Source organism: Mycobacterium sp. NGS39 (assembly GCF_059812765.1).
Genome location: NZ_JCALDH010000017.1, coordinates 24,843 through 46,518, shown reverse-complemented (window position 1 = coordinate 46,518; position 21,676 = coordinate 24,843). Strand labels below are relative to the sequence as shown.

General features: G+C 64.7%; 16 protein-coding genes, 1 tRNA gene, 1 other RNA gene and 3 pseudogenes. 7 read left to right on the top strand and 14 right to left on the bottom strand.

Annotated elements, in window-relative coordinates; genetic code table 11:
• Positions 1–60: 60 nt before the first annotated feature.
• Both AC5Y39_RS20210 and ffs read right to left on the bottom strand, forming a co-directional pair.
• Entirely contained in the window at positions 61–1,305 is a 1,245-nt protein-coding gene (locus AC5Y39_RS20210) for an aspartate aminotransferase type Ic (RefSeq protein WP_500021382.1), read from the bottom strand.
• Between the two features lie 82 nt (positions 1,306–1,387).
• Positions 1,388–1,482: signal recognition particle sRNA small type (ffs, locus tag AC5Y39_RS20205), an RNA gene on the bottom strand.
• 67 nt (positions 1,483–1,549) lie between these two features.
• Between ffs and AC5Y39_RS20200 the strand changes: the two genes are divergently transcribed.
• From AC5Y39_RS20200 to AC5Y39_RS20185, 4 genes are all read left to right on the top strand, one after another.
• Positions 1,550–1,635: transfer RNA gene (locus AC5Y39_RS20200), tRNA-Ser, on the top strand.
• Between the two features lie 90 nt (positions 1,636–1,725).
• On the top strand, positions 1,726–2,577 hold the full coding sequence (lucA, locus tag AC5Y39_RS20195) for a lipid uptake coordinator LucA (RefSeq protein WP_500021303.1): 852 nt from the start codon (positions 1,726–1,728) through the stop codon (positions 2,575–2,577).
• A gap of 87 nt (positions 2,578–2,664) precedes the next feature.
• Positions 2,665–3,735: a S1C family serine protease gene (locus tag AC5Y39_RS20190; protein WP_500021305.1), complete on the top strand. Its 1,071-nt coding sequence runs from the start codon at positions 2,665–2,667 to the stop codon at positions 3,733–3,735.
• 190 nt (positions 3,736–3,925) lie between these two features.
• Positions 3,926–4,318, top strand: a complete 393-nt coding sequence (locus AC5Y39_RS20185) for a DUF4189 domain-containing protein (RefSeq protein WP_500021307.1) — start codon at positions 3,926–3,928, stop codon at positions 4,316–4,318.
• A 2-nt stretch (positions 4,319–4,320) separates the two neighbouring features.
• On the opposite strand, the gene AC5Y39_RS20180 is transcribed toward AC5Y39_RS20185, so the two are convergent.
• Together AC5Y39_RS20180 and AC5Y39_RS20175 are read right to left on the bottom strand one after the other, a co-directional pair.
• Positions 4,321–5,556, bottom strand: coding sequence for a sensor histidine kinase (locus AC5Y39_RS20180; protein ID WP_500021309.1), 1,236 nt, complete (start codon positions 5,554–5,556; stop codon positions 4,321–4,323).
• Positions 5,553–5,633: pseudogene (locus tag AC5Y39_RS20175) on the bottom strand (hypothetical protein); the annotation flags it as partial. The gene AC5Y39_RS20180 and the pseudogene AC5Y39_RS20175, both read right to left, overlap by 4 nt.
• Before the next feature lie 433 nt (positions 5,634–6,066).
• On the opposite strand from AC5Y39_RS20175, the gene AC5Y39_RS20170 reads away from it, so the two are divergent.
• Positions 6,067–7,173 (top strand): DNA polymerase domain-containing protein, encoded by a 1,107-nt coding sequence (locus AC5Y39_RS20170; protein ID WP_500021311.1) that lies wholly within the window; start codon positions 6,067–6,069, stop codon positions 7,171–7,173.
• Between the two features lie 140 nt (positions 7,174–7,313).
• Here AC5Y39_RS20170 and AC5Y39_RS20165 read toward each other — a convergent pair whose 3' ends face one another.
• The 4 genes and pseudogenes from AC5Y39_RS20165 to AC5Y39_RS20150 form a co-directional block, all read right to left on the bottom strand.
• The gene (locus AC5Y39_RS20165; protein WP_500021313.1) at positions 7,314–10,409 is read right to left on the bottom strand and encodes an MMPL/RND family transporter; all 3,096 of its coding nucleotides are present in this window, start codon (positions 10,407–10,409) and stop codon (positions 7,314–7,316) included.
• On the bottom strand, positions 10,406–10,843 hold the full coding sequence (locus AC5Y39_RS20160) for a DUF6188 family protein (protein WP_500021315.1): 438 nt from the start codon (positions 10,841–10,843) through the stop codon (positions 10,406–10,408). Before AC5Y39_RS20160 ends, AC5Y39_RS20165 begins: the two co-directional genes overlap by 4 nt.
• 79 nt (positions 10,844–10,922) lie before the next feature.
• Positions 10,923–11,506, bottom strand: a pseudogene (locus AC5Y39_RS20155) (TetR family transcriptional regulator).
• A 68-nt stretch (positions 11,507–11,574) separates the two neighbouring features.
• A complete protein-coding gene (locus tag AC5Y39_RS20150; protein WP_500021384.1) occupies positions 11,575–12,045 on the bottom strand; it encodes a PaaI family thioesterase in 471 nt (156 codons plus the stop codon).
• Positions 12,046–12,206: 161 nt separating this feature from the next.
• Between AC5Y39_RS20150 and AC5Y39_RS20145 the strand changes: the two genes are divergently transcribed.
• On the top strand, positions 12,207–12,917 hold the full coding sequence (locus AC5Y39_RS20145) for a TetR/AcrR family transcriptional regulator (protein WP_500021317.1): 711 nt from the start codon (positions 12,207–12,209) through the stop codon (positions 12,915–12,917).
• On the opposite strand, the gene AC5Y39_RS20140 is transcribed toward AC5Y39_RS20145, so the two are convergent.
• Positions 12,914–14,122 carry a cytochrome P450 gene (locus AC5Y39_RS20140; protein WP_500021319.1) on the bottom strand — a complete coding sequence of 403 codons (1,209 nt, stop codon included), beginning with the start codon at positions 14,120–14,122 and terminating at the stop codon, positions 12,914–12,916. The two genes, AC5Y39_RS20145 and AC5Y39_RS20140, sit on opposite strands and share 4 nt — an antisense overlap.
• A gap of 45 nt (positions 14,123–14,167) precedes the next feature.
• Between AC5Y39_RS20140 and AC5Y39_RS20135 the strand changes: the two genes are divergently transcribed.
• The gene (locus tag AC5Y39_RS20135) at positions 14,168–14,749 is read left to right on the top strand and encodes a TetR/AcrR family transcriptional regulator (protein ID WP_500021321.1); all 582 of its coding nucleotides are present in this window, start codon (positions 14,168–14,170) and stop codon (positions 14,747–14,749) included.
• On the opposite strand, the gene AC5Y39_RS20130 is transcribed toward AC5Y39_RS20135, so the two are convergent.
• From AC5Y39_RS20130 to AC5Y39_RS20110, 5 genes and pseudogenes are all read right to left on the bottom strand, one after another.
• Positions 14,662–16,155 (bottom strand): hypothetical protein, encoded by a 1,494-nt coding sequence (locus AC5Y39_RS20130; RefSeq protein ID WP_500048278.1) that lies wholly within the window; start codon positions 16,153–16,155, stop codon positions 14,662–14,664. The genes AC5Y39_RS20135 and AC5Y39_RS20130 overlap by 88 nt on opposite strands.
• On the bottom strand, positions 16,152–17,840 hold the full coding sequence (locus AC5Y39_RS20125) for a site-specific integrase (protein ID WP_500021326.1): 1,689 nt from the start codon (positions 17,838–17,840) through the stop codon (positions 16,152–16,154). The genes AC5Y39_RS20130 and AC5Y39_RS20125 overlap by 4 nt, the downstream gene beginning before the upstream one ends.
• Positions 17,840–19,270, bottom strand: a complete 1,431-nt coding sequence (locus AC5Y39_RS20120) for a site-specific integrase (protein ID WP_500048277.1) — start codon at positions 19,268–19,270, stop codon at positions 17,840–17,842. Before AC5Y39_RS20120 ends, AC5Y39_RS20125 begins: the two co-directional genes overlap by 1 nt.
• A gap of 211 nt (positions 19,271–19,481) precedes the next feature.
• Positions 19,482–20,435 (bottom strand): annotated as a pseudogene (gene ligD, locus AC5Y39_RS20115) (non-homologous end-joining DNA ligase); the annotation flags it as partial.
• Positions 20,435–21,472 (bottom strand): ATP-dependent DNA ligase, encoded by a 1,038-nt coding sequence (locus tag AC5Y39_RS20110; protein ID WP_500048276.1) that lies wholly within the window; start codon positions 21,470–21,472, stop codon positions 20,435–20,437. The gene AC5Y39_RS20110 and the pseudogene ligD, both read right to left, overlap by 1 nt.
• Positions 21,473–21,676: the final 204 nt, after the last annotated feature.

Sequence of the window (21,676 nt, the reverse complement as noted above, 5' to 3'; positions counted from 1 at the left end):
GACGCGTGCGATTTCGGTGCGATAACCGGCGCTCAGCGCACGGAAACGCACCGAAATCGCTCAGCTACGCAGCAGCAGCGTCTCGGTGGCGGCCAGCAATGCGCAGGTGGCCAGGCCGTCGACGGCCTGCGACAGCTCCTGCATCGACGGGAACGTCGGCGCGAGCCGAATGTTTTTGTCCTCCGGGTCTTTTCGGTACGGGAATGCAGCGCCGGCCTCGGTGACAGCGATCCCGGCATCCTTGGCCAGCCCGATCGTGCGCCGCGCCGTGCCGGGCAGCACGTCGAGGCTGATGAAGTAGCCGCCCTTGGGCTCGGTCCACGACGCGATCTTCGACGCACCCAGCCGGTCTTCGAGGATGTGCAGCGCCAGCGCGAATTTGGGCGCCAACAACTGCTGGTGGCGCTGCATGTGCAGTCGGACTCCGTCGGCATCGCCAAGGAACCGCAGATGCCGCAGCTGATTCACTTTGTCAGGGCCGATGGTCTTCTTGCCCGCGTACTGCAGATACCACGCGATGTTGGCCAGAGACCCACCGAAGAAGCTGACGCCGGCACCGGCGAACGTGATCTTGGAAGTCGACGCGAAAACGTAAGGCCGGTTCGGGTTTCCCGCGGCCGCAGCCAGCCCGAGCACGTCGACCTGACGCACGAAGTCGTGGGTGAGCGTGTGCACGCAGTAGGCGTTGTCCCAAAACAACCGGAAGTCCGGCGCCGCGGTGCGCATCTGCACCAGCCGGCGCACCACCTCCCAGGAGTACGTCACGCCGGTGGGGTTGGAGTACACGGGCACCGCCCACATGCCCTTGATCGCCGGATCGGCGGCGACCAGTTCCTCGATGAGGTCGACGTCGGGTCCGTCCTCGCGGATGGGGATCGTGATCATCTCCACGCCCAGCGTTTCGGTGATCGCGAAATGGCGGTCGTAGCCGGGCGAGGGGCACAGGAACTTCACCTTCGGTTCCTGGATCCACGGCCGAGGTGAGTCGACGCCGCCGTGCAGCATCGAGAACGTCGCGACGTCGTGCATCATCTCGAGGCTGGAGTTGTTGCCGGCAATCAGGTTAGGCACCGGGATGCCTAGCAGCTCGCCGAAAATCGCTCGCAGTTCCGGGAGGCCGTGCAGGCCGCCGTAGTTGCGCGTGTCGGTGCCTTCGCCGTCGCGGAAGTCGTCGCCCGGGAGGCTCAGCAACGCGTTGGACAGGCTGAGCTGGTCCGGTGACGGCTTGCCGCGGGTCAGATCCAGCGTCAGCTTCTTGGCCCGCAGCGCGGCGTAGTTCTCCTGCTGCAGCTCGTGCTGGGCCATCAACTCGTCACGGCCGAGGGAAGTGAACGAGGCCACGCGCGTTGGCACCTCCAGACATGGCCGCGGGAATCGAGCAAAAGTGAGTGGGGGACCCCGCGCACCCGCCAGAGCCCGTTGACCCTTGCTGCCTTCCGGCCCTGGGGGAGTTCACAGGATGGACGCCGCGCGGGGTCCACGCAGAGTCTAGTACCTGCGTCGGCGGTGACGGCCGGCCCGTCCAGACAGGTCGGTTACCATGTCCGACGGAGGATTCGCCTAGTGGCCTATGGCGCTCGCCTGGAACGCGGGTTGGGTTAATAGCCCTCGCGGGTTCAAATCCCGCATCCTCCGCCGTCGGGATGCGGGGCGCATCGAGTACCGGTCGCCCCGCCCCAGACAAGCATCGATCAACGCCAGCAGACGTGGCGTTTGAGGAGGGGCATGAGCCGCATTGTCGCGGTGATCTGGCACGCGTTGTTCTCGATCGCTGCCGGGGTCCTGTACTTCTTGTTCGTCCTTCCTCGCTGGTGGGAGTTGTCAGGCGACACGTCGCACACACTGGGGACGGTGCTGCGCATCGTCGCCGGTGCGTTGATCGCGCTGGCTGCCCTGCCGGTGGTGTTCACATGGCTGCGCACCCGGCGTCCTGAGTACGCGACCCCCTACCTCGCCCTGCGGTTGCGGGTGCTGTCCATCGTGTTGCATGTCCTGGGTGGGGCGCTGATCATCGGCGCGGCGATCAGCGAGATCTGGCTGAGCCTCGACGACGTCGGGCGCTGGCTGTTCGGCATCTACGGTGCCGCCGCCGCGATCAGCTTGCTGGGTATTTTCTCCTTCTACCTGTCGTTCGTCGCCGAGCTGCCGCCTCCTCCGCCGAGGCCGGTCAAGAAGAAGCCGCCGAAGGAACGCAAGAGCCGCTGGCGGCGCCGCAAGGGTGAGCAGCCCGACGAGGCCGAAACCGAGACCGACACGCCGACGGAAGACGCCGCCGAAGGCGACGCGGGCAAGACGGCCGACGAAGCGCAAGAAGCGGACGACGCGGACAAAGAAGGCAAGGAACTCTCTCTGTCCAAGGAGCCGACGACGGAGTCGGAGACCGCTGAGCTCTCCGAGTCGGACGCTGAGGCGGGGGACGCGAAGGACGGGGGCGTCGGGGACGACGAGCCGCCGTCGGCCGAGGACACGGTGGCCGTCGAGGCCGCACGGGGCGGCATCCGCAACCAGCGTCCGTCGGGCAAGCTGCGCCGGCCTCGGCTGCGGCGCAAGTCCAGCGGGGTAGCCGTCGAGGACTGAGCCCCTTACCTGCGGTTTTCCGCCCGTGTCAGTGTGTGCGGGCAAAATGTAGTCAACGCTCAGTTCCGCCCGCGCGAAAGGCAACAGATGGCTGAACGACCTTCTCACCCCCCCGCCAGGGTGTGGTGGCTTTCAATCGTCGCCGCATTGGCGACGGTTGTCGCGCTGGTGACTCCGGCGCACATGTCCTCGCTGCCGACGGCAGCGGCGGTGCCCGCCGATCCGGTGCAGGCCGCGCCGGCCATAGCGGAGCAAAGCATGGTGCAGATCAACACGATCGTGAACTACCAGGGCGTCGTGGGCTTCGGTGCCGGCATCGTGATCAGCCCGGACGGCGTCGTCTTGACCAACAACCACGTCGTCGCCGGAGCCGACAGCATCAACGTGCTCAGCGTCGGCACTGGCCAGAACTTCAGGGCCAAGCTGCTGGGCTACGACCGCACCCAGGACATCGCGCTGATCCAACTGCTCGGTGCCAACGGTCTGCCGACGGCGCCGATCGGCGACTCTAATCAGGTCAGGATCGGCGAGCCGATCGTCAGCCTGGGTAACGCCAATGGCAGCGGCAAGCCGATCAGCCGCGAGGAAGGCCGCGTCATCGCCATCGGTGCGGACATCGAGGCCGAGGACGACTTGACCGGCAGCTCCGAAGAGCTGAACGATCTCATCGGCATCGCGGCGCCGGTGCGGCCCGGTGACTCGGGCGGTCCGCTGGTCAACGGCGCCGGGCAGGTGATCGGCGTCAACGTGGCGGCGTCGGTGAACTACCGGCTGGGCAGCCCGGGCGGCAAAGGGTTCGCCATTCCGATCAACCGGGCGATGGCGATCGCTGGACAAATCCAATCGCGCACGCCGGCTGGCACCGTTCACATCGGCCCGCCGGCCATGCTGGGCATCGGAGTCGGTACCACTCAACAACGCGGATCGGGCGGTGTGGCCGTGCGCGACGTGCTCCCCGGCACCCCAGCTGAGCAGGCCGGGTTGCAGCGTGGCGACGTGCTCCTCTCGCTGGACGGTGCACCGCTGAACAACGCGACCTTGTTGACCGGCGTTTTGGACCGGCACTATCCCGGTGACGTGGTGGACCTGGTGTGGCAGGACCGCACGGGCCAGCAACGCGCCGCCAAGGTGACGTTGGCGCCCGGGCCTGACGGCTAGCGGATCCTGTGCGGCTGTTCACCGCGGCGCGTTCCGCGCCGACCAGCTGGCGAAAAGCGGGTACGGATCCCGAGCATCGGGTTCACACTTGATCCGTTAGGTCGATAGTTGGTGTCCCGAGTGGCGGTCGTTGAGGCGGCGGGGCGCTCCTGACGAGGCGACACGGGCACCGTCGTCTCAGGAGAACGCCATGATGATTTCCCGCCGCAAGCCTTTCCGATTCGCAACTCTGCTCGCCGGTGGTGCGGCAGCAGCGGCCGCCGTGAGCCTGGCCGGTGCGCCGCCCGCCCTGGCCGACGACACCTACGTCGCGATCTCGTATTCACCGGAGAGCCACGTCTACGGGTGGGGCAACAACTACAACAATCTCGACTCGGCGCGGATCCGATCACTGAGCGAATGCCAAAACCACGGCGGCAACCACTGCGTGTTCATCGCCTGGGCGAAGAACGGCTGTGCCGCACTCGCCGTGAATGGCGACAACTACTACGGCTGGTACGGCCCGACAATCGCCGATGCCGAGCGAGAAGCGTTGGCGCGCAACGGCGGTGGTCACATCGCCATCTCGCAGTGCTCGACCTGAGCTCAGCTGGCCGCCAACACGACGTTCTGCCGCAGCGGGACTGAGATCGTGATCGCGGTACCCGGTGAACGTGGGCGGATGTCGAACTGACCGCCTGACGCGAGAACCTTGGTGCGGATGGACGCCAGACCGATGTGACCGTCACGAAGGCTCTGCGCAAGAGCAGCGTCGGAAATGCCGACACCGTCGTCGGCGACCTCCAACACAGCATGGTCGCCGTCACGACGCAGACTGATGTTGACCGTGTCTGCATGAGCGTGCTTGACGGCGTTGGTCAAGATTTCCCGGGCTGCGTTGTAGATGACGTAATCCGTGTCGGTGCGTTGGTCGTCCGACCAGGCCGTCGTGTCGAGTTCAACCGTGAGATCAGGCCGGCTGCCCACACTCGCGGCCAAATCGGAGATCGCTGCCTTCAGCCCCCGCCGCGCAAGCACCTGTGGATGCAAGTCCCTGGCCACATGCCGCAGTAGCTCGGAGGCCTCGACGAGCGCCGTCTCCACACGGTCGACAGCAATACCGGAACCCGTCCGGACGTCTTCGAGGTCTTGCCGGGCCACGAGAACGTACTGCAGGGGCCCGTCGTGCACCCGCTCCGCGAGCGTCTCCCGCTCGCGCTTCTCCAGCCCGAGCAACTCCTCTAGCAACTGGGTGCGCTGCTCCGCCAATTGACGGATGGTCGAGACTTTGGACTGCTGAATGCGGGACAGTGCAACGGAACCGGCCGCTAACGCCGACATCACCGTGGTGCTCAACACAATCGACGACCACGGCTCCTCGTTGGATTCCTGAGTTATCCACGAGGTGGCGAACAAACCGAGCACCGTCGGAACGGCGATCGCGGCGCTGATGTCCGGGTTCAACTGTGCCGCCGCGATCAACGGGACGAGGAACAGCCCGTTGCGCAAGACGTCGGACGTCCAGTCCTCCGCGGACGTGAACCCAGTGAGTACCGCCAGTGCAGAGAGGGCAAGGATGTCCGCGCCCAGAACAAGCAGCGTCACAAGCTTTTCGACGTCCGGCCTGATACGAGCGTGCGGCCGCAGCGCCCAGACCGCCCAGCCGGCCACGGTGACGACGTAAGCAGCCAAGATGACGACGCACGCCACCTGGTGGTTGTGTGGTGGCTCCAAAAGCAAAGTGGCAGTAAGGAAGACGATCAGCAGCGCGCGCAGACCGGCCTGGAGCAGGGTGCCAAGGAAGGCGTGGTTCTCGGAGCCGTCAGGACGCCGGAGGCTCATGTCTCGGTCCTCTTTCGGTCGGTATCTCGGCTCGGCTGAACGCGTTTCGGCTCGCCCGGCATCTTCGGGTAATTAGGTTCTCAGGGTATTTCAACCCTGTGCGGTTTCAGGTTCATCCCGCACTACGTCGGACCGCGTGCCCAAGGGGCGGAGGGCAGTCATGGCCTTTGCCTCGGGAGCCTGATTCCAATTTCACGTGGTACGTCCTCACCGAACATGCGGTTCCTCGCGGTGGTGATCTAATGCGGGGTTCCGGTGTCGTGGACTGCGAGTAACGTCCGGCCCGTGGAGTGTCCCGATGAAACCACTGTTCATGCTCACCGCTTTCGTTTCCGGCCGAACTGGTGGACGCCAGGGCGTCGGCGGAGTATGGCAGTTTCCTCACCGAACTCCCCGCACTCGACGTGGTTACCACAGATCGACTAGCCAATGAGATTTGTCGACGTTGATTGAGACCCCCGTCGCGGGCCCCAACTGACAATTCCGTCGACAACGAGGCAAGGACTGAGGATGGCAAAGCGAGACGATGTTGAGATCGAGATCAAGTCTTCGGTTGCGCCAACGCGAACTTTGCGTGTCTCGAGCGCAAATCGCATCATCTTTCCGCCGACGGACATCACACCAGCGATAACGAAGCTCGACCTTGTCAAGTACACGATCGCAGTACGCGAGCCGCTTCTACGCGTATTACTGCAGCGCCCAACAACTTTGGAGCGATGGCCCAACGGTGTGCATCCCGGGATGCGTCTAGGACGGGGCGCAGATGACGGCGGCTTCTATCAAAAGCGCATGATCCGAGCGGCGCCGCAATACGTCGACGGTGTGGAGATCACCTTCCCTTCAGGAAGAACCGCTAGGGAGGTATGCCCGACTGAACCGGCGGTGCTGGCCTGGTGTGTCCAGATGGGGACCATCACTTTTCATCCATGGCCGGTTCGGCGAACGGATGATCCGAGTTCTGTTGATAACCCGGATGAGCTGCGGATCGACCTGGATCCTCAGCCTGGACTTTCTTTTCCCGAGGTCGTCCGAGTCGCGCTAGCAGCTCGAGACTTGCTTGAAGAGCTTGGATTGACTGGGTACTGCAAAACGTCCGGCGGTCGGGGTGTCCACGTGTTTGTGCGGATCAAGCCGAATTGGGGATTCCTCGATGTACGTCATGCGGCCATCGCTCTTGGTAGGGAACTAGAGCGCCGTGACAAAGGAGTAACCACCGAGTGGTGGCGTGAATTACGCGGCACGAGAGTCTTTGTTGACTACAACCAGAACTGTCGAGACAGAACGATTGCTTCGGCTTGGTCACCCCGTGCCCATCCTGGAGCGCCGGTCTCGACTCCGGTGACTTGGGCTGATCTTGAGCATCTTTCGGACCCCCGCGAACTGAATGTATCCACTGTTCCAGAACGGCTCCTGGAAGTGGGTGACCCTTGGCAGGGTCTGGACGACAAGCAACACTCGCTAGACCGGCTACTGGAACTATGGGACTCGGATCCAGTCGAGATGAATTTCCCCCCGGACTATCCGAAAATGCCTGGGGAACCGCCGCGCGTTCAACCCAGCAAAAAGGTCGCTGCCAACTGGGACGACAAAGGAAACCGCCTGTTCGGGAGCCGTTAACACAAACACGAGGCTTGTTCAAGCCACACGACCGACCGCTCAACCTCAAGCGGCGTAGTCCACCGGTGTTACCTGTCGGCCGCTACGGGTGTAGCCGACTGTTTTTCCTACGGTCGGCCTGCTCGCGGTGTCTGTTTCGTCTACAGGTCGGTTATCGGGCGAGCGGTGGTTAGTGGTGTTGAGGGTTGGTGGCGTGCGGCGCGTTGGGGCCACCAGCTGGCTTCGCGTAGGAGTGTGGCGATGGCGGGGACGGTGAGGGTGCGGACGAGGAAGGTGTCGAGGAGGAGTCCGCAGCCGATGATGAGGCCGGCTTGGATCATGATGGCTACGGAGCCGACCATGAGTCCGAACATGCTGGCGGCGAAGATGAGTCCGGCCGAGGTGATGACGGATCCGGTTTTGGCGACGGTGCGCAGGACGCCGACGCGGATGTTGTGTCCTGATTCTTCGCGGAGCCGGGAGACGAGCAGCATGTTGTAGTCGGCACCGACGGCTACCAGGATGATGAACGCCAATAGCGGTACAGGCCAGGCGATTTCGTAGCCGAGCCACCACTGGAATATGAGGACCCCGATGCCGAGTGAGGCCAGGTAGTTGAGCACCACGGTGCCCAGTAGGTATAGGGGGGCCAGCAGGGCGCGCAGAAGCAGCACGAGGATGAGGCCGACGATGAGCAGGGTGGCGATGGCCAGTTGGGCGAAGTCGGTCCAGAGCAGTCGTTGGATGTCTGAGTTGACGGCGGGGAATCCGGCGACGGAGACGGTGGCGTTGGCCAGTGATGTGTTGGGGCGGGCGGTGTTGGCGATGTCGGTGATGTGGTGGGCGAGGTTCATCGCTTCGACGCTGTAGGGGTCGTGGCTGGATTCGATGGCGAAGCGCGCGGTTTTGCCGTCGGGTGAGAGGAATTGCTTTGCCACGTCCGCGAATTGGCGATTTTCGAAGGCGTTGGGTGGTAGGTAGAAGCCGGTGGCGGAGTCCGATCCGGCGGTGGCGCGGGCGGAGTTTTGCAGTTGGGTGGCGATTTGGCTCATGCCGGAGAGCATTTCGATGTTGCTGTCGGCGAGGGTGTGCACGCCGGTGGCGAGTGCTTGGGCGCCGGAGGCGAGTTGGCTGATGCCGTTTTGGAGGCGGCGGATGTTGGCGGCCATGTCGGCGGGATCTCCGAGGGCTCCGAAGGCCTTGTCTAGTGAGGTGATCGCGGTTTGGACGTTGGCGATGGTGCCGGCGACGGTGGCGTTGGTGGCGGGGTTGTAGCGGTCGCCGAGGTCGGCGACCTGGTTGAAGAATCCGCTGTCGCGCAGGGTGACCAGGATCTGGACTTGGTCGCGGATCTGGGCGCATTGCGGTGTGGTGGCACACCATGGCGAGGTGTTGAGGGCGCCGACGAGGGGGTCGAGGATGACGATGGCGCGTTGGGCTTGTTCGGCCAGTGGCCGCAGTCCGGGGCCGGATTGGATGGCTTGGTCGACGGCGGGGGCGGTGGCCGAAAGTTGTTGCAGCAGAGGCCGGAACCGGTCGACTTGGGTGCCGGCGGATTGGGCTTGGGTCAGCATCGGGGTCAGTGGTGTCAGGGCGGTGCGCAGGGTGGTGTCGAGTTGGGCTAGGCCGGCGGCGAGTTGGTCGGCGCCGTTGGTGAGTTTGGCCAGGTCGTCTTTGCGTGCGTTGCCCTCGGCGGCGGCGCCGGCCATTTTGTCGCCGATCTGGGCGTTCTGCCAGGAGAGTTGGGCTTGCTCGAGGCGGGTTCCGGTGGGGCGGGTGACGCCGGAGACCTTGGTAACGCCGGGTATCTGGGTGATGCGGGAGGCCATTTCGTCGAGGTCGGCCAGTCCCTTGCCGGTGCGCATGTCGGTGGGGTTTTCCACGACGAGGAATTCGGTGATGACGATGTCTTTGCGGAAGTGACGGTCCAGCAGTTGGTAGCCCTGGTTGCTGGCGGTGGTGGCGGGTTGGCCTTTGCGGTCGTCGTAGCTGATTTTGATCGTCGCGGCGGCCGCGGACAGTGCGAGCAGGATGACGAGGCTGGCGATCAGCAGGGGCACGGGACGGCGGACCACCGCGACGGCGACGCTGTTCCAGTAGCGGCGGGTGCGGTCGGATTTGGGTTCACCGATGCCGCGTCGGGCGGCCAGCGCGAGCACCGGGGGCAGCAGTGTGACGGTGGCGAGAAACCCGAAAAGCACGGCAATCGCGCACGCCGGCCCGAGGGCGGCGAAGACGCTGAGCCGGGCGAACACCATGGCAAGGAACGCGAATGCGACGGTGGCCGCCGAGGCCAGGATGACCCGGCCGATGCTGGCGGTGGCGTAGATCGCCGCCTGGTCGGCGGGCACCTGTGCGCGGCGCTGCTCGTGGTAGCGGCTGATCAAAAACACCGTGTAGTCGGTGCCGGCGCCGAGCAGGATCGCGGTCATGAAGGCCACGGTGAACTGCGAGACGGGCATGCCGATCTCGCCGAGCGCGGACAGCACACCACGCCCGACGGCCAAGCTCAACCCGATCACCAGCAGCGGCAGCAGCGCGGTGAACACCGACCGGTACACGATCAGCAGGATCAGCGCGATCAGCCCGGCGGTGGCGATCGAGATCAGCACCAGGTCGTGTTCGGCGCTGGCGATCTGGTCGCTGAACGTCGCCGGCGGCCCCGTCACGTGCGCCGTGGTCGGCGAGCCGGCGAACACGCCGGCGGTGATGTCGCGTACGGCTTGCACGGATTCAGCGGCGGTGGGGTCCCCCAGCGTGCCGGCCACACCCACCGGCAGATACCAGGCCTTGCGGTCCTGGCTGACCGCCTGGGCTTCGGTGACCGGGTCGGCGAGTAGGTCCTGAACCAGCAGGACGTGGTCGGTGTCAGCGCGCAGCCGCGCCACCAGCTGCTCGTAGCGCTGCCGGGCCGCCGGGGTCAAACCGGCAGGGTCTTCCATCGCGACGAACAACATGGTCTTAGACCCCTGTTCGCCGAACGCCGCGCTCATCCGGTCCACCGTTTGAAACGACGCCACATCACGCGGGATCAGGTCCACCGACTGCTGCCGCGCGACCGTCTCCAGTTGCGGGAACAGCAGTGCCAGCACGACGGCGGTGCCGATCCACACCCCGAACACCAGGGCTTTGTGCCTGACGGCGAACCCGCCCAGCCGTGCCAGCCGCGGGCTGTATTCACTCGATGTCGCCGGGCCGTCGCGTCGACGGTGAACGGCCGTGGAGGCGTCGGCGACGTCTGAGTCGGTGTCGGTCATGGTGCCGCAGAAGGAATCTCGGTGGATGTGCCCGCGGCGTCGGGGATGTCGTGGCGGACCACGCTGACGTGTCCGCCCGGTAGGCAGGCCATGTAGCCGTGGCGTTTGCCGTAAAGCTCCCAGGCGGCGGCGTGCGGGTCGGCGTCGACCTCGATGCGGTGCCCGCGGGAAAACCGCAGATGCAGCGTGCCGTTGTCGGCGCACCAGGCTTCGGTGCAGACCGAACCGGCCAGGTCGAGCAGCGGGCGTTCGTGCTGAGCGACATGATTGGGATCGATCAGCACGTCCTCGGCCGGGTAGGCGCCCACCGGCGGCAGGGTCAGTCGAAGCCAACCGGAGATGACCAGCTCGTTGTAGTCATCAAGGTCCAAAACGAGTCCGTCGTGCAGCGATACGCGCTGGACCATGCAGCATTCGATCCATTGGTTGAGCATGAGAGCTCCTTTGACACATCGTTGGGTCACCCCAAACGGTACTACAGGTATCGCTACGCTACTACTAGTAGCGTTGGCGTCAATTCGTGGTGACGTCGCCGGACAGCAGCAGCTGCACGGCGCGGTCGATGTGGTCACGGGCTTGGGCCGCCGTGACGCGATCGCTGATGAACGCGGCCAGGTTGGCCAGCCACACGTCGGCGATCAGGCCGGCGATCTGGCGGTGGTGGTCGGCGGGTTGGCCGCCGGCCAGCGTGGCGGCGAGGAGGTGCTCGATCACATCGGCGGCCTGGTTGACCGCGCTGGCGGCGGTGGTGTCGGCGATCACGAACGCCCGCGTCATCGCCTCGGTGAGCCGGGGGTCACGCTGCCAGTCGTCATGCAGCGCGCGGTGAGCATTGCCAGGCGCTGCTGGGGTGTGGCGCCGAGGGCGGTCCAGTCGCGGGAGGCGTCGAGGCGTTGGAACTCACGGGTCAGCGCCGACACCAGCAGGTGGGTCTTCGACGGGAAATACCGGTACAGCGTTCCCACCGCGATGCCCACCTGGTCGGCCACCGCCCGCATTTGGACGGCTTCGTAGCCGCCGCCGGCCGCGGCGGTCAACGTCGCATCCAGGATCGCGTCGCGCCGACGCGCCGACGTGCGCGAGCGCCGTGTCGACACCGCGGCCCGGCGCGTCGAATTCGGCTCCGGCAGCGCCGAAGTGACCTCGGTGTCGGTCGTGGTTGGCGTCACGGAGCGCCGCCAAGCAGGTCGGGCGGTAGGTGGCCGGTGGCGGTGAACCGGTCGAGCAGCTCACCGAATCCCGACGCATCACCGTGGGCGATGAAATGATCGGTGGACACCGTGATGAACACCGCGGTCGCGGTGAATCGGGTGACCCCGTCGCTACCGGTTCCCGTGCCAATGACATTGAGGGCGCGGCCATCTCGCGAGACGATATGCGCGGCGATGCGGTGAGGCTGATGCAACGGCACCGGCCGCAGGTACTCGACCGTCAGGCTGCGCGTCACCGCGGGAGTACGTGCGATCCAGAGCGTGAAACCCAGCACGTCGTCGCAAGCGGCCGCCACCGCTCCGCCATGCGCCAAGCCCGGAGCGCCGATATGGCGTTCATCGAACGTGACATCGCCATACACCATGTCGCCATCGCGATACACCACCAACTGAAGTCCGTGCGGGTTGTCGGGCCCACAACCCATGCACGTCGGCGTATGCGACGGCAACCGCTGCGGCGGTGACACGCGCTCGGCCAACCCCACACCCCCAGTACGATCAGTTTCGCTGCGCTACCGTTAGTACCACAACTGCTAGAATCCCGGGACGACATCGCCCAAAGATCGACCGGCTCGAGGTGAATAAGTTGAGTGACAGTAACCAGCCAGAGCTGCTGATCCCGGACGACGACGATGACATCGACCCGAGGCGAATCCGGTCGCGTAACCGGTTGCTGGATGCCGCCGCGACCCTTCTGAACACCGGAGGGGTCGAAGCCGTCACCATCGAGGCCGTCACCAAGGCCTCCAAGGTCGCCCGCACCACCCTCTACCGCCACTTCACGAGCTCGTCGCATCTGCTGGCCGCCACCTTCGAGCGCCTGCTGCCGCAGGTAACACCGCCGGCACCGACCAGCGGCACCCTGCGCGAGCAGCTGATCGAATTACTCAGCCGCCAGGCCGCGCTGTTTAACGATGCGCCGCTGCACGTCACCACGCTGGCCTGGCTCGCGCTCGGGCCCACCGGCGCCAAGAGCGACACCGATGACCCGCACGCATCCGGCGCGCTGCGCACCCGAGTCATCGACCAGTACCGACAACCATTCGACGCGCTGCTGCAAAGCCAACAGGCCCGAGCCGAACTCGACGACTTCGACCTCGAACTAGCGCTGTGTCAGCTTGTCGGACCATTCGCCTTCGCCCGAATGACCGGGTTTCGCACCATGACTCACCACGACTGCACACAAATCGTCGACGACTTCCTGGTCGCCCACCAGCGCAGGGATAACGGCACTCATACGGAGTCAAAGCCTGCGACGACGCGGGCGAAGAAGACACCCGCCGCACACGGTGGCTAGCTCGCCGGCCAAAAGATGGGCAGCGACAGGTAACCGCGAATCGGCCCCGAACGAAGACGCACGGCAGATTCGACATCGACTGCCCAGTCCGGCAATCGTGACAGCAACGCGCCCAACGCAATTCGGGCCTCCAAACGGGCCAGCGCAGCACCCAGACAGAAGTGGATACCCCGGCCGAAGGCCACCTGGTGTTCGGGCTTGCGGTCGATGTCGAAGACGTCTGGGCGGGTGAACACCCGCTCGTCGCGATTGGCCGAACCGAACAGCAGCAGCACAGAGTCACCCTCTGGCATCGTGGTCCCGTGCAGCGCCACATCGGTGGTCAACACCCGCGAAAGTCCCTGCACCGGTGAGTCATAACGCAACAGTTCCTCGACCGCCTGCCCGATCAGTGTCGGGTCGGCGGCCAGCCGATGACGGCTCTGCGGATGCTCGGCCAACACCACCGCGGCGTTGCCCAGCAGATTTGTGGTGGTCTCGTGGCCGGCAATCAGCAGCAGCAAGCAGAATCCCAGCAATTCATCGTCGCTGAGGCGCTGACCGTCAATCTCGGCGGCCACCAACGCCGACATCAAGTCATCGCGCGGTGCCTGGCGGCGATCGGCGAGGAAATCGGCGAAATACGCATACACCGCGGCCGCGGCCGCCAGGCCTTCGGCCACCTCGCCGTGCGCGGGGTTGGACTGGATCAACGTGCTCGACCACTGCCGAAACTGCTGACGATCCTCCCGCGGTATCCCCAACAGGTCGGCGATCACCATGGCCGGCAGGATTGCGGCGAAATCGGCAACGAAGTCCGCACGACCTTCGCTGCCGCTGAGCCCTTCGATCAGGGAGGCCGCCAGCTCGTCGATGCCGGCCTCCAGGGCGGCTATCCGTCGAGGGGTGAACGCCTTGCTGATCAAGCCGCGCAACTGGTCGTGGCGCGGCGGATCCATCGTGATCATCATCGGCAGAAACGACTCCAAGAACGGCGCGTCCGGCGGCGTCGGAAACACCCCGTTGACCGAGGAATACGTGTGGTGATCGAGCAGGGTGGTGATCACGTCCTCGTGGCGGCTGAGCACCCAGGTATTCGCAGCCTCGGTCCGAAACACCGGCGCTTCGTCGCGCAATTGCCGATAGACAGGGTAAGGGTCGTCCTGGATGTCGGTATCGAACGGGTCGTAATGAAGCTGCGCAGTCGTTCCTGCTCCCGCCGCCATCTAGAACAATGGTTTAGACTGCCAGTCTAATTGACAGGAGTGTCAATGCGTGAGGTTCCGCCACAAATCGCCGACCGTCTGCCGGCGGCCGCGGCGCTGTTTGCCGAGCGCGGGCTTAACGACACCAAAATCGAAGACGTGGCCGCGGCGACGGGGGTGCCCAAGGCGACGCTGTACTACTACTTCGCCGGTAAGGAAGACATCCTGGCGTTTCTCCTCGAGGACGTCCTGCATGAGATCGCAAGGGAGGTCAGCACTGTGGTGGAGGGCGCCGGTAGCGGTGCTGACCGGTTGCACAATGTCTTCGCGGCCCAGCTGCGTGTGATGGCTCACCGACCTGCTTCCTGCCGCGCGTTGATCGGTGAACTTGGCCGGGCGGCGCGGATGCCGGTTATCGCAGACAAGATCGGCACCGCCTATCTGGAACCGGTGGAGGTGCTGCTGCACGCCGGCGCCGCCGACGGTTCGTTGGCCACCGTTTCCGACGCCAGGGCCGCGGCCACAGCCCTTTTCGGCGCCGTCACCATCACTGTTCTGACCTACCTCGTCGCCGGTGCACCACTCGACGAGGATCTGCTGGCCCGCACGATCCACGACGTCGTGTTCAGCGGACTGCGCCCGCGGTAATCACAACTACATCGTCGGCTACATCGTCGGCGGGGCGATCGTCGTCGTCGAAGATGCCGATGAATCGGTCGCCACCCCACTGTGATCGTCGCGGAAGCGTTGGGCGATCGTGGCCACCGGCACATCGGCATCAAGCCAGTCTTTGCCCACACCCACTGCTTGCCGCCGCGGTCCTGCTGGTCGTCGTCGTCACGAACAGCCTTGAAGATGCGCCCGTCGATCCGGTAAGAATGGGCGCCGTCCGGCCGTGGAACTGTGCGCAGTGCACCGCGCTGCAGCTTCGTGCACTCCTCGCCGCGCATTCCCGAGCACGTGCAAATCAGGATCGCCGCCGCCGCCTGAAGGACGCGCTGTAGTTTCCTAATGTCCCGATAGTCGATCAGCGGAAGCCAGGGCCGTCCTTCGATCTGGCACGTAACCGGTACCGGAATAGGCTGCGGCAGATCTGGATTCACCGAGTACGTGCCGCCACGTTGGCCACGCCATCCGCTGAAGTCGCGAATGTGAATCTCGGCGTCGTGTAGCGCGATGAGGTACTGCGCAGCGACATACCCACTGATCTCGCCCTGAGGCAGGACCCCGTCGTGGGAAGCCACGACCTGTTCAACCGCGTTGAGGCCGGCGCGTGAATGTTCCCTGGGCTGAGGACGGTTCAATGACGTGCTCAGCCACTTCACGGCGGCGACGATGTCCGGGGCGCAGGTGAGGATCTGTTGAGACCACCAGAGCAGCGGCGCGAATGTGTCGGGGTGAATGATTTCCCGATTGTTGTCAGCGGCGCGTGCACGACCGCGTCCGCCGAGGTTCTGTCCAAACCACGTCGGCTCAACCATTCGATCGGGTCCGGGCAGATACTCGGCCAGGTGCGCTATCACCGCCACGTACCCCAAGCCCTGGGCCTTTGCAGCCTGACTGGAGCGGGATTCGTCATTGAGGACTGCCGTTGCGTACGAGTCGAGCAGGTCATCACTCACGTCGCAGAGTTGAACGATTTCGTGCTGGCCGAGAAAGCCTGCGAAGTGGCGCAGGGCCTGGAAGCGTTGGGACACCGATGACGCCGCTGGCCATCTCCGAGCGTTGTTTCCCGCGAGGTAGGAAGCCGGGGCGGGCCTGTTGATGATCAGCCACATGACGCGTTTGAACGGCTCGATGAGATGCGTTGGGAATGGATACTTCTGTGCTTTGGGCCCAGGTATCCAGTGCAGGTTCTGGACGGTGCCGCGTGTGACCTCCATGGGACGAAGCGACCATGTGTCGTCGGCGAAGACGCTTCCTGGAAGATCGGGGCGCTTCAGCCGCAGCGGGTGCACGACGACCGGTCCGGCCTCGACGGCCGCCCAGTCGATGGCGGCGTTAACGTCAGCGCCACCAGCAAGTTCAACCGCTTCAACTGTGGATCGGCTCATGTGTACTTCCCGTTGAGGAGCAGATGAACTTCGGTTCGGTCTTCGTCGGTGATGCCACGTTCTGCGGCAGCGTATTCGTCGACGGTGATGAGTGTTCGGTCATCGATGAGGGCGATGAGGCACCCGTAGGCCATGGCTCGGAAGTCCGTCCAGTCGGGTCCGTCGGTGGAGGCGATTGCCTCCAACTGGTGGCGCAGTTCGATGAGCCGGGGAAGGTGGCGGGGAGTGGCGAAGGCATTGGTGCATTGCAGGCAGAGCAGGAAGTCGTCGCCGCAGGGCTGTCCGGTAAGGGGGTGGTGCTCCCAGTCGATGCAGCCGCCGATTGTCGTATCGGTGTCGGTCATCGCGAGGGCACGCTCGTAGTGCATCTTCAGGTGGTTCTCGGCGTTCTTGATCACTGCCCACAGCCCGGTCTCTACCGCTTCGGTCATGAGCCGCTCGCGTTCGACTTCCGACGCTTCGATGTAGCTGGTGGACCACGTTGCGCGCGAATGTCCCTGTGGCGTGCGGTCGATGAGCACGCGGACCGTCTTGCGGATACGGGTGAAGGAGATCGGCTCGTCCTGGTTCGGCCACCACGTGAGCCTGCTCAGCCTGAGGTGGCTGGGGGTCAGGCCGACCGATGGAGATGAGTCCAGAGCCTTCATGGCAGGCCAGTAGACGATGAGGCGGTCAGCACCGGGCAGATTCTTCGCCGCCAAGTAGTCCCGTCCTGGTTGGGTCATCTCGATGATCTTTACCATCGCTCGGCGTGCATTCTTCGGTATCGCGTGGACGTCGTATGGGTGGTCGTGTCGCCGGCGCTTTTCGTCTTCGACACTCCAAATGTCTTCGCTGACACCGAGGCCCGCAGCGCCCGATGGCACCTTACGCTCGTTGATCGGGGTGAAGTTCGCCCCTTCCAAGCAGGCGATGAGCACAGCGATGGCGACGGCGCCTTCCTGGCTGACGAACAGCATCGGTCGTGCGGTGTTGACGCCGGAGTATCGGTGGTCGGAGAGGGTGATTCCCAGCGCATCGCGGGTCGCGTCCGATAGTGGGGCACCAGTGGTGGCGACTTCCTGAAGAGCGTCGGCGCGAGCCCTCTGCTCAGGTGCGAGCTTAGTGCTGTTGCGCCGTCGCAGAATCAGTTGGTTTGGGTGGATGCGCTGGTGTTCGGCGTTGACGGTGGCCGTCGCCGCCTTGAGGATCGCGTCGTAGACGTCCCGTGGATACGGCTGACTCTCGTCGGCATCCCGCTTCGGCAGCCGTCGGTTGAGATGCCTTGGTAGGTCGGGATGAAGTCGATGCGGATACCGGCGTATCAGCTGCCTGACTGCGACCAACTGCCTGTGCTGGGTGTTGCTCTTGGTTCCATTCGTCGCCAAGTGCAGCAGGTAGCTGTTCCACCGATCCGGGGTCAGCTGTTCGAGCTCGCGTACGTCGTGTTCGCCGCACCACCTCGCGAAATACTTGCTGCGATCCCGGTTTTGCCGTGCTGACTGGGCGCTCTTCCACGTTCCGTCGACTCCCGTGAGGGCCTCGATGGCGTCGGCGAGTTGCACCCTGAGCCGTGCGTCGCACGGCCACTCCCGCAGATCGATCACGGTAGGTCCGTACGATCCGGGCAGAGTGGCGACGACGACCTGCGGATCGTCGCGGCGCGTGACAACGCCGTCGGCTGACTCTCGGCGCTTAGGTGCCATCACGCGCTGGACCCGGTCAAGTCGCGAACCTCGACGAGATCCTGAGCCAGGGCTGACACCAAATCCCCGGTCGTGGTCATCTGGTCGTTCGGGCATCCAAACAGCCGGTCGAAGCGCAGCCGTTGCACCCGGGGCATGTAGATGTTTCGCGTCGTCTCGACCGACTTGTGACCCAGGACGTCCTTCACGGTGCGGAACACCTCGTCGTAGCGTGACCCGTCCCCGTAGGCCACGCTCTCGTCCCAGCCGTGCGAGTCATCCAGTCGCTGATGAAGCTGAACCGCCAGCGCCAGCGCAAAGCTGAATCGGAGGGAATGCGGCGTCACGGTCAGCTCGTCACTCGCCGCTGCGCCGGTGGCTTCTATTGCCGACCACAGCCTTTCGTTGGCCGCCTCGAATATCCCGATCCAGGACTCGTGATGGAACGGGGTTCCAGCCTCGCTCAGCCACAATGCCATTGGTTCGGGGTGGCCATCGCGAAGCCAGAACAAGCGCCGCCGGAAGGCTGGCTTCATCGTGTTCAATGACATGACAGCACCGTCGTCGCGGACGGCTTCCAGGGTTCCTTTGCGAGAGCGGCGGACCTCGGTCACCCAGATGATGTCCTCAATCTCGTCATAGCGGCTCTCCCGTATCGCACGGCGAACGGCAGCTGCCCGGGCAACCGTCAAGTAGCTGCGCACTGTGCGCATCACGGTGGGCGCCGCATACCACATTCGTGCCTTGCTGTATTTGGCGATGGCCGCAGGTAGCTTCGCCTCGATAACGTCCGCTTGCGGCAGTTCCGCCATCAACAGCGAGCCGGCTTCCTGAACGCGCAAACCGGTTGAGTAGACGAAGTCGGTGAATGCGGTGTTGCGCAGTGAATTGCGTGCGCGGCACGACTCATCGTCGCCGGCAGCTTGCCACTGGTTCGCACTGATTCGTTGAACGCCGCGACCACGTAGGCCAACGTCACGCCATAGGCGGTAGGTCCCTGGGACGATCCACCGATCCCGTTCGGTACGCACGAACGCCGCGTTGGCCCTCACGCCGGGCACCTTCGTCGCGCCGCGCCCGCCGGGCACCGGGCTCGCATCGATCACAGGGCCATGCGGCGTGATCGGAATCTTGCGGATCAGCGCCCAGTCGTACAAGCCCCTGAGCGCGAAGACGGCCTTGTTCCACGTTGCGCCCGTCACCGAGTCCGCGAACTGGAGGTGATCAGTCCGGCGGATCTTGTAGTCGATGAAGTCGTCTTCCGTTGCCTCTAACCACGTCACCGGTTCGTCTTGGCTTCCCAGAAAGCCGCACCACTTCGCAATTTCGAGCGCGTACGTTTTTCGGGACGACAGATCCAGCGAGGTGAACTTCGGGCAAGAGTTGAAGTAGAGCACCAGCCACTCGTCGAGTTCGCCGTTGTCCGACAGCAGGATCGGCGTGCCCTTCACGACACCCAGCGGATGCTGTCGTACGTCAGCCCCTCGGCAGCCGTCCAGCACGTCCGAGTATCCGGACGGCCAGGTCTCTTGGCGAGCAGTTATCAGCACTGTCCACGACTTTGCTGGCGCGGCCGCGGAGAGCACCTCTGAACCGTAGACCGCAACTCGTCTCGATCTGCCGCGACACACCAGCACATAGCCACTTCCTGGAGAACAGCGACGGGTACGGCAGGTCGCCGAGACCGCGTTCCTCGTCGGCCTTGACCATCTCCAGCAGCGGTTCCAGCGACTGGCGGTTCGCGTCGATGCCGGCCCACGGGTCGTCCCGTGCCGCAACCAATTGCGGGACGGTGGCCATGGTGTAGTCGTCGGGGTCGGCATCGGTTAACTCGTCCCACGTCAACGGCGTGGACACGGTGGCGATCTGAGTACGCCGCACCGAGTAGGCCGACGCGAAGGTGCGGTCACGTGCGTTCTGGTTGAAGTCCACGAAGACGCGCTTGCCCCGCTCTTCCTTCCACCATGACGTCGTCACCAAATCAGGTGCGCGCCTCTCGATTTCACGCGCCAGCGCAATACCGGCCCGGCGCACCTCGATGAAGTCCCAGTCGGTCTTGATCCGCAGGAACACGTGCACCCCCCGACCGCCGGAGGTCTTCGGATAGCCGACCAAGCCCAGCTCGTCGAGCAACGGCTTCAACACGTCCACCGCGATGGTGCGGGCCTCGGTGAACCCGGTCCCCGGCTGCGGGTCGAGGTCCACGCGCAGTTCGTCGGGGTGCTCGGTGTCGGGGCAGCGCACCTGCCACGGATGCAGCGTGATCGTGCCCATCTGCGCGGCCCACACGATCGACGATGGGTGGGTTACCTTCAGCGCGTCGGCCGTCCTGCCGGACGGGAACGTCACCCGGCAGGTCTGCAGGTAGTCGGGATGGTGCTGCGGCACTCGCTTCTGATAGATCTCCTCGCCGTCGATGCCGTCGGGAAACCGCTGCAGATGCGTGGGCCGGTCCCGTAGCGCCGTGAGCATCGGGCCTTTCGACACCGCTAGGTAGTACTCGACCAGCGTGCGCTTGGTTCCGTTGGTTCCCAGCTTGGGGAAGTAGACCTTGTCCGGATTGGTCAGCCGCACCTTGATGCCGTCGACGTCGAGTTCTTCTGCGCGGGTTGCCATCACGGTTCCAAGACGTCGTAGAGGTCGTAGTTCAGCGGCACCTCGAGCTGGTCGAAAGTGCAGCTTCGCGGGTCGCGGTCAGGGCGCCATCGCACGAAACGCACTGCGTGGCGGAATCTTTCGCCTTCCATCTGGTCGTAGGCCACCTCGGCGACCTTCTCGGGCCGCACCGGGATCCACCGCTTGTCGGCAGCGGAGTTCCACCGGCTGGGATCACCTCCGCGTACCTCGTCCCCTATTCGCAGCGGTTCGAGGTCGGCCAGCAGCTTCAGCCGGTCCTTGGCCGTGAAAGATGCAGCGCCGCCGACCATTTGGAGCTCACCGTCGTCTCGGTAGAGTCCGAGCAGAATGGAACCGATCCCTTCTCCGCTCTTGTGGATGCGGTAGCCGATCGCCACACAGTCCGCATCGCGGGCGTGCTTGACCTTTACCATCTCCCGCTTGCCCGGCACATACGGGCCGTCGAGTCGTTTGGCGATCACCCCGTCCAGCCCGGCGCCTTCGAAGGTGTCGAGCCACTGCGCGCCTTGTTCGGGGTCTTCTGTGGTGCGGGTGACGTGACACCACTGCTTTTCGGTGATCAGATCGGTCAATGCTTGACGACGGACGCGAAACGGTTCGCCCATCAGCGACCTGTCAGCCGTGGCGAGTGCGTCGAATCCGATGAAGTGCGCGGGTGTCTGCTCGGCGAGCATCGCGATGCGACTCTGTGCGGGGTGAATGCGCTGGCTCAGCGACTCCCAGTCCAGCCGGATGCGGCCACCGACGTCCCGCGGCACGACGACTTCGCCGTCGAGTACGCACCTAGGCGCGGTTTCGTCTCGCAGTGCGTCGACGAGTTCGGGGAAGTAGCGGCCCAACTCCTTGCCGTTGCGGGATTGCAGCACCACCTCGTCACCGTCGCGGAACACCAGCGCCCGGAATCCGTCCCACTTCGGTTCGTAGGACCAGACACCGCGGTCGTCGGGAATCCTCGCCTGCGCCTTGGCCAGCATCGGCTCCAGCGGCGGCTGCACAGGTAAGTCCACAACGTCCATCCTCATCCATTGGGTTGACGTTGATCTAGACCGCCGCGCCGCCGCAGAGTCATCGAGCGGGTTGGAGCGCGTACGTCCCCCAGCCGGTACCTCGATTGATTGTGCGACTATGGCGACAAAGTGCGAGTAGGCCGCGCCGCTAGTGCACACTCAACTGGGTCGTGCGTCCCACGCCGTTGCTGGCCACCGAGGACCGGAGATCAG

Bases quoted from the DNA above. Each gene is read 5' to 3' on its own strand.
- AC5Y39_RS20160 (WP_500021315.1), bottom strand. From the start codon at position 10,843: ATGCTCAACCAATGGATCGAATGCTGCATGGTCCAGCGCGTATCGCTG.
- AC5Y39_RS20110 (WP_500048276.1), bottom strand. From the start codon at position 21,472: ATGGACGTTGTGGACTTACCTGTGCAGCCGCCGCTGGAGCCGATGCTG.
- AC5Y39_RS20185 (WP_500021307.1), top strand. From the start codon at position 3,926: ATGATGATTTCCCGCCGCAAGCCTTTCCGATTCGCAACTCTGCTCGCC.
- AC5Y39_RS20135 (WP_500021321.1), top strand. From the start codon at position 14,168: ATGCGTGAGGTTCCGCCACAAATCGCCGACCGTCTGCCGGCGGCCGCG.
- AC5Y39_RS20190 (WP_500021305.1), top strand. From the start codon at position 2,665: ATGGCTGAACGACCTTCTCACCCCCCCGCCAGGGTGTGGTGGCTTTCA.
- AC5Y39_RS20130 (WP_500048278.1), bottom strand. From the start codon at position 16,155: ATGAGCCGATCCACAGTTGAAGCGGTTGAACTTGCTGGTGGCGCTGAC.
- AC5Y39_RS20140 (WP_500021319.1), bottom strand. From the start codon at position 14,122: ATGGCGGCGGGAGCAGGAACGACTGCGCAGCTTCATTACGACCCGTTC.
- lucA (WP_500021303.1), top strand. From the start codon at position 1,726: ATGAGCCGCATTGTCGCGGTGATCTGGCACGCGTTGTTCTCGATCGCT.
- AC5Y39_RS20125 (WP_500021326.1), bottom strand. From the start codon at position 17,840: ATGGCACCTAAGCGCCGAGAGTCAGCCGACGGCGTTGTCACGCGCCGC.
- AC5Y39_RS20170 (WP_500021311.1), top strand. From the start codon at position 6,067: ATGGCAAAGCGAGACGATGTTGAGATCGAGATCAAGTCTTCGGTTGCG.
- AC5Y39_RS20150 (WP_500021384.1), bottom strand. From the start codon at position 12,045: ATGGGTTGTGGGCCCGACAACCCGCACGGACTTCAGTTGGTGGTGTAT.
- AC5Y39_RS20165 (WP_500021313.1), bottom strand. From the start codon at position 10,409: ATGACCGACACCGACTCAGACGTCGCCGACGCCTCCACGGCCGTTCAC.
- AC5Y39_RS20180 (WP_500021309.1), bottom strand. From the start codon at position 5,556: ATGAGCCTCCGGCGTCCTGACGGCTCCGAGAACCACGCCTTCCTTGGC.
- AC5Y39_RS20210 (WP_500021382.1), bottom strand. From the start codon at position 1,305: ATGGCCCAGCACGAGCTGCAGCAGGAGAACTACGCCGCGCTGCGGGCC.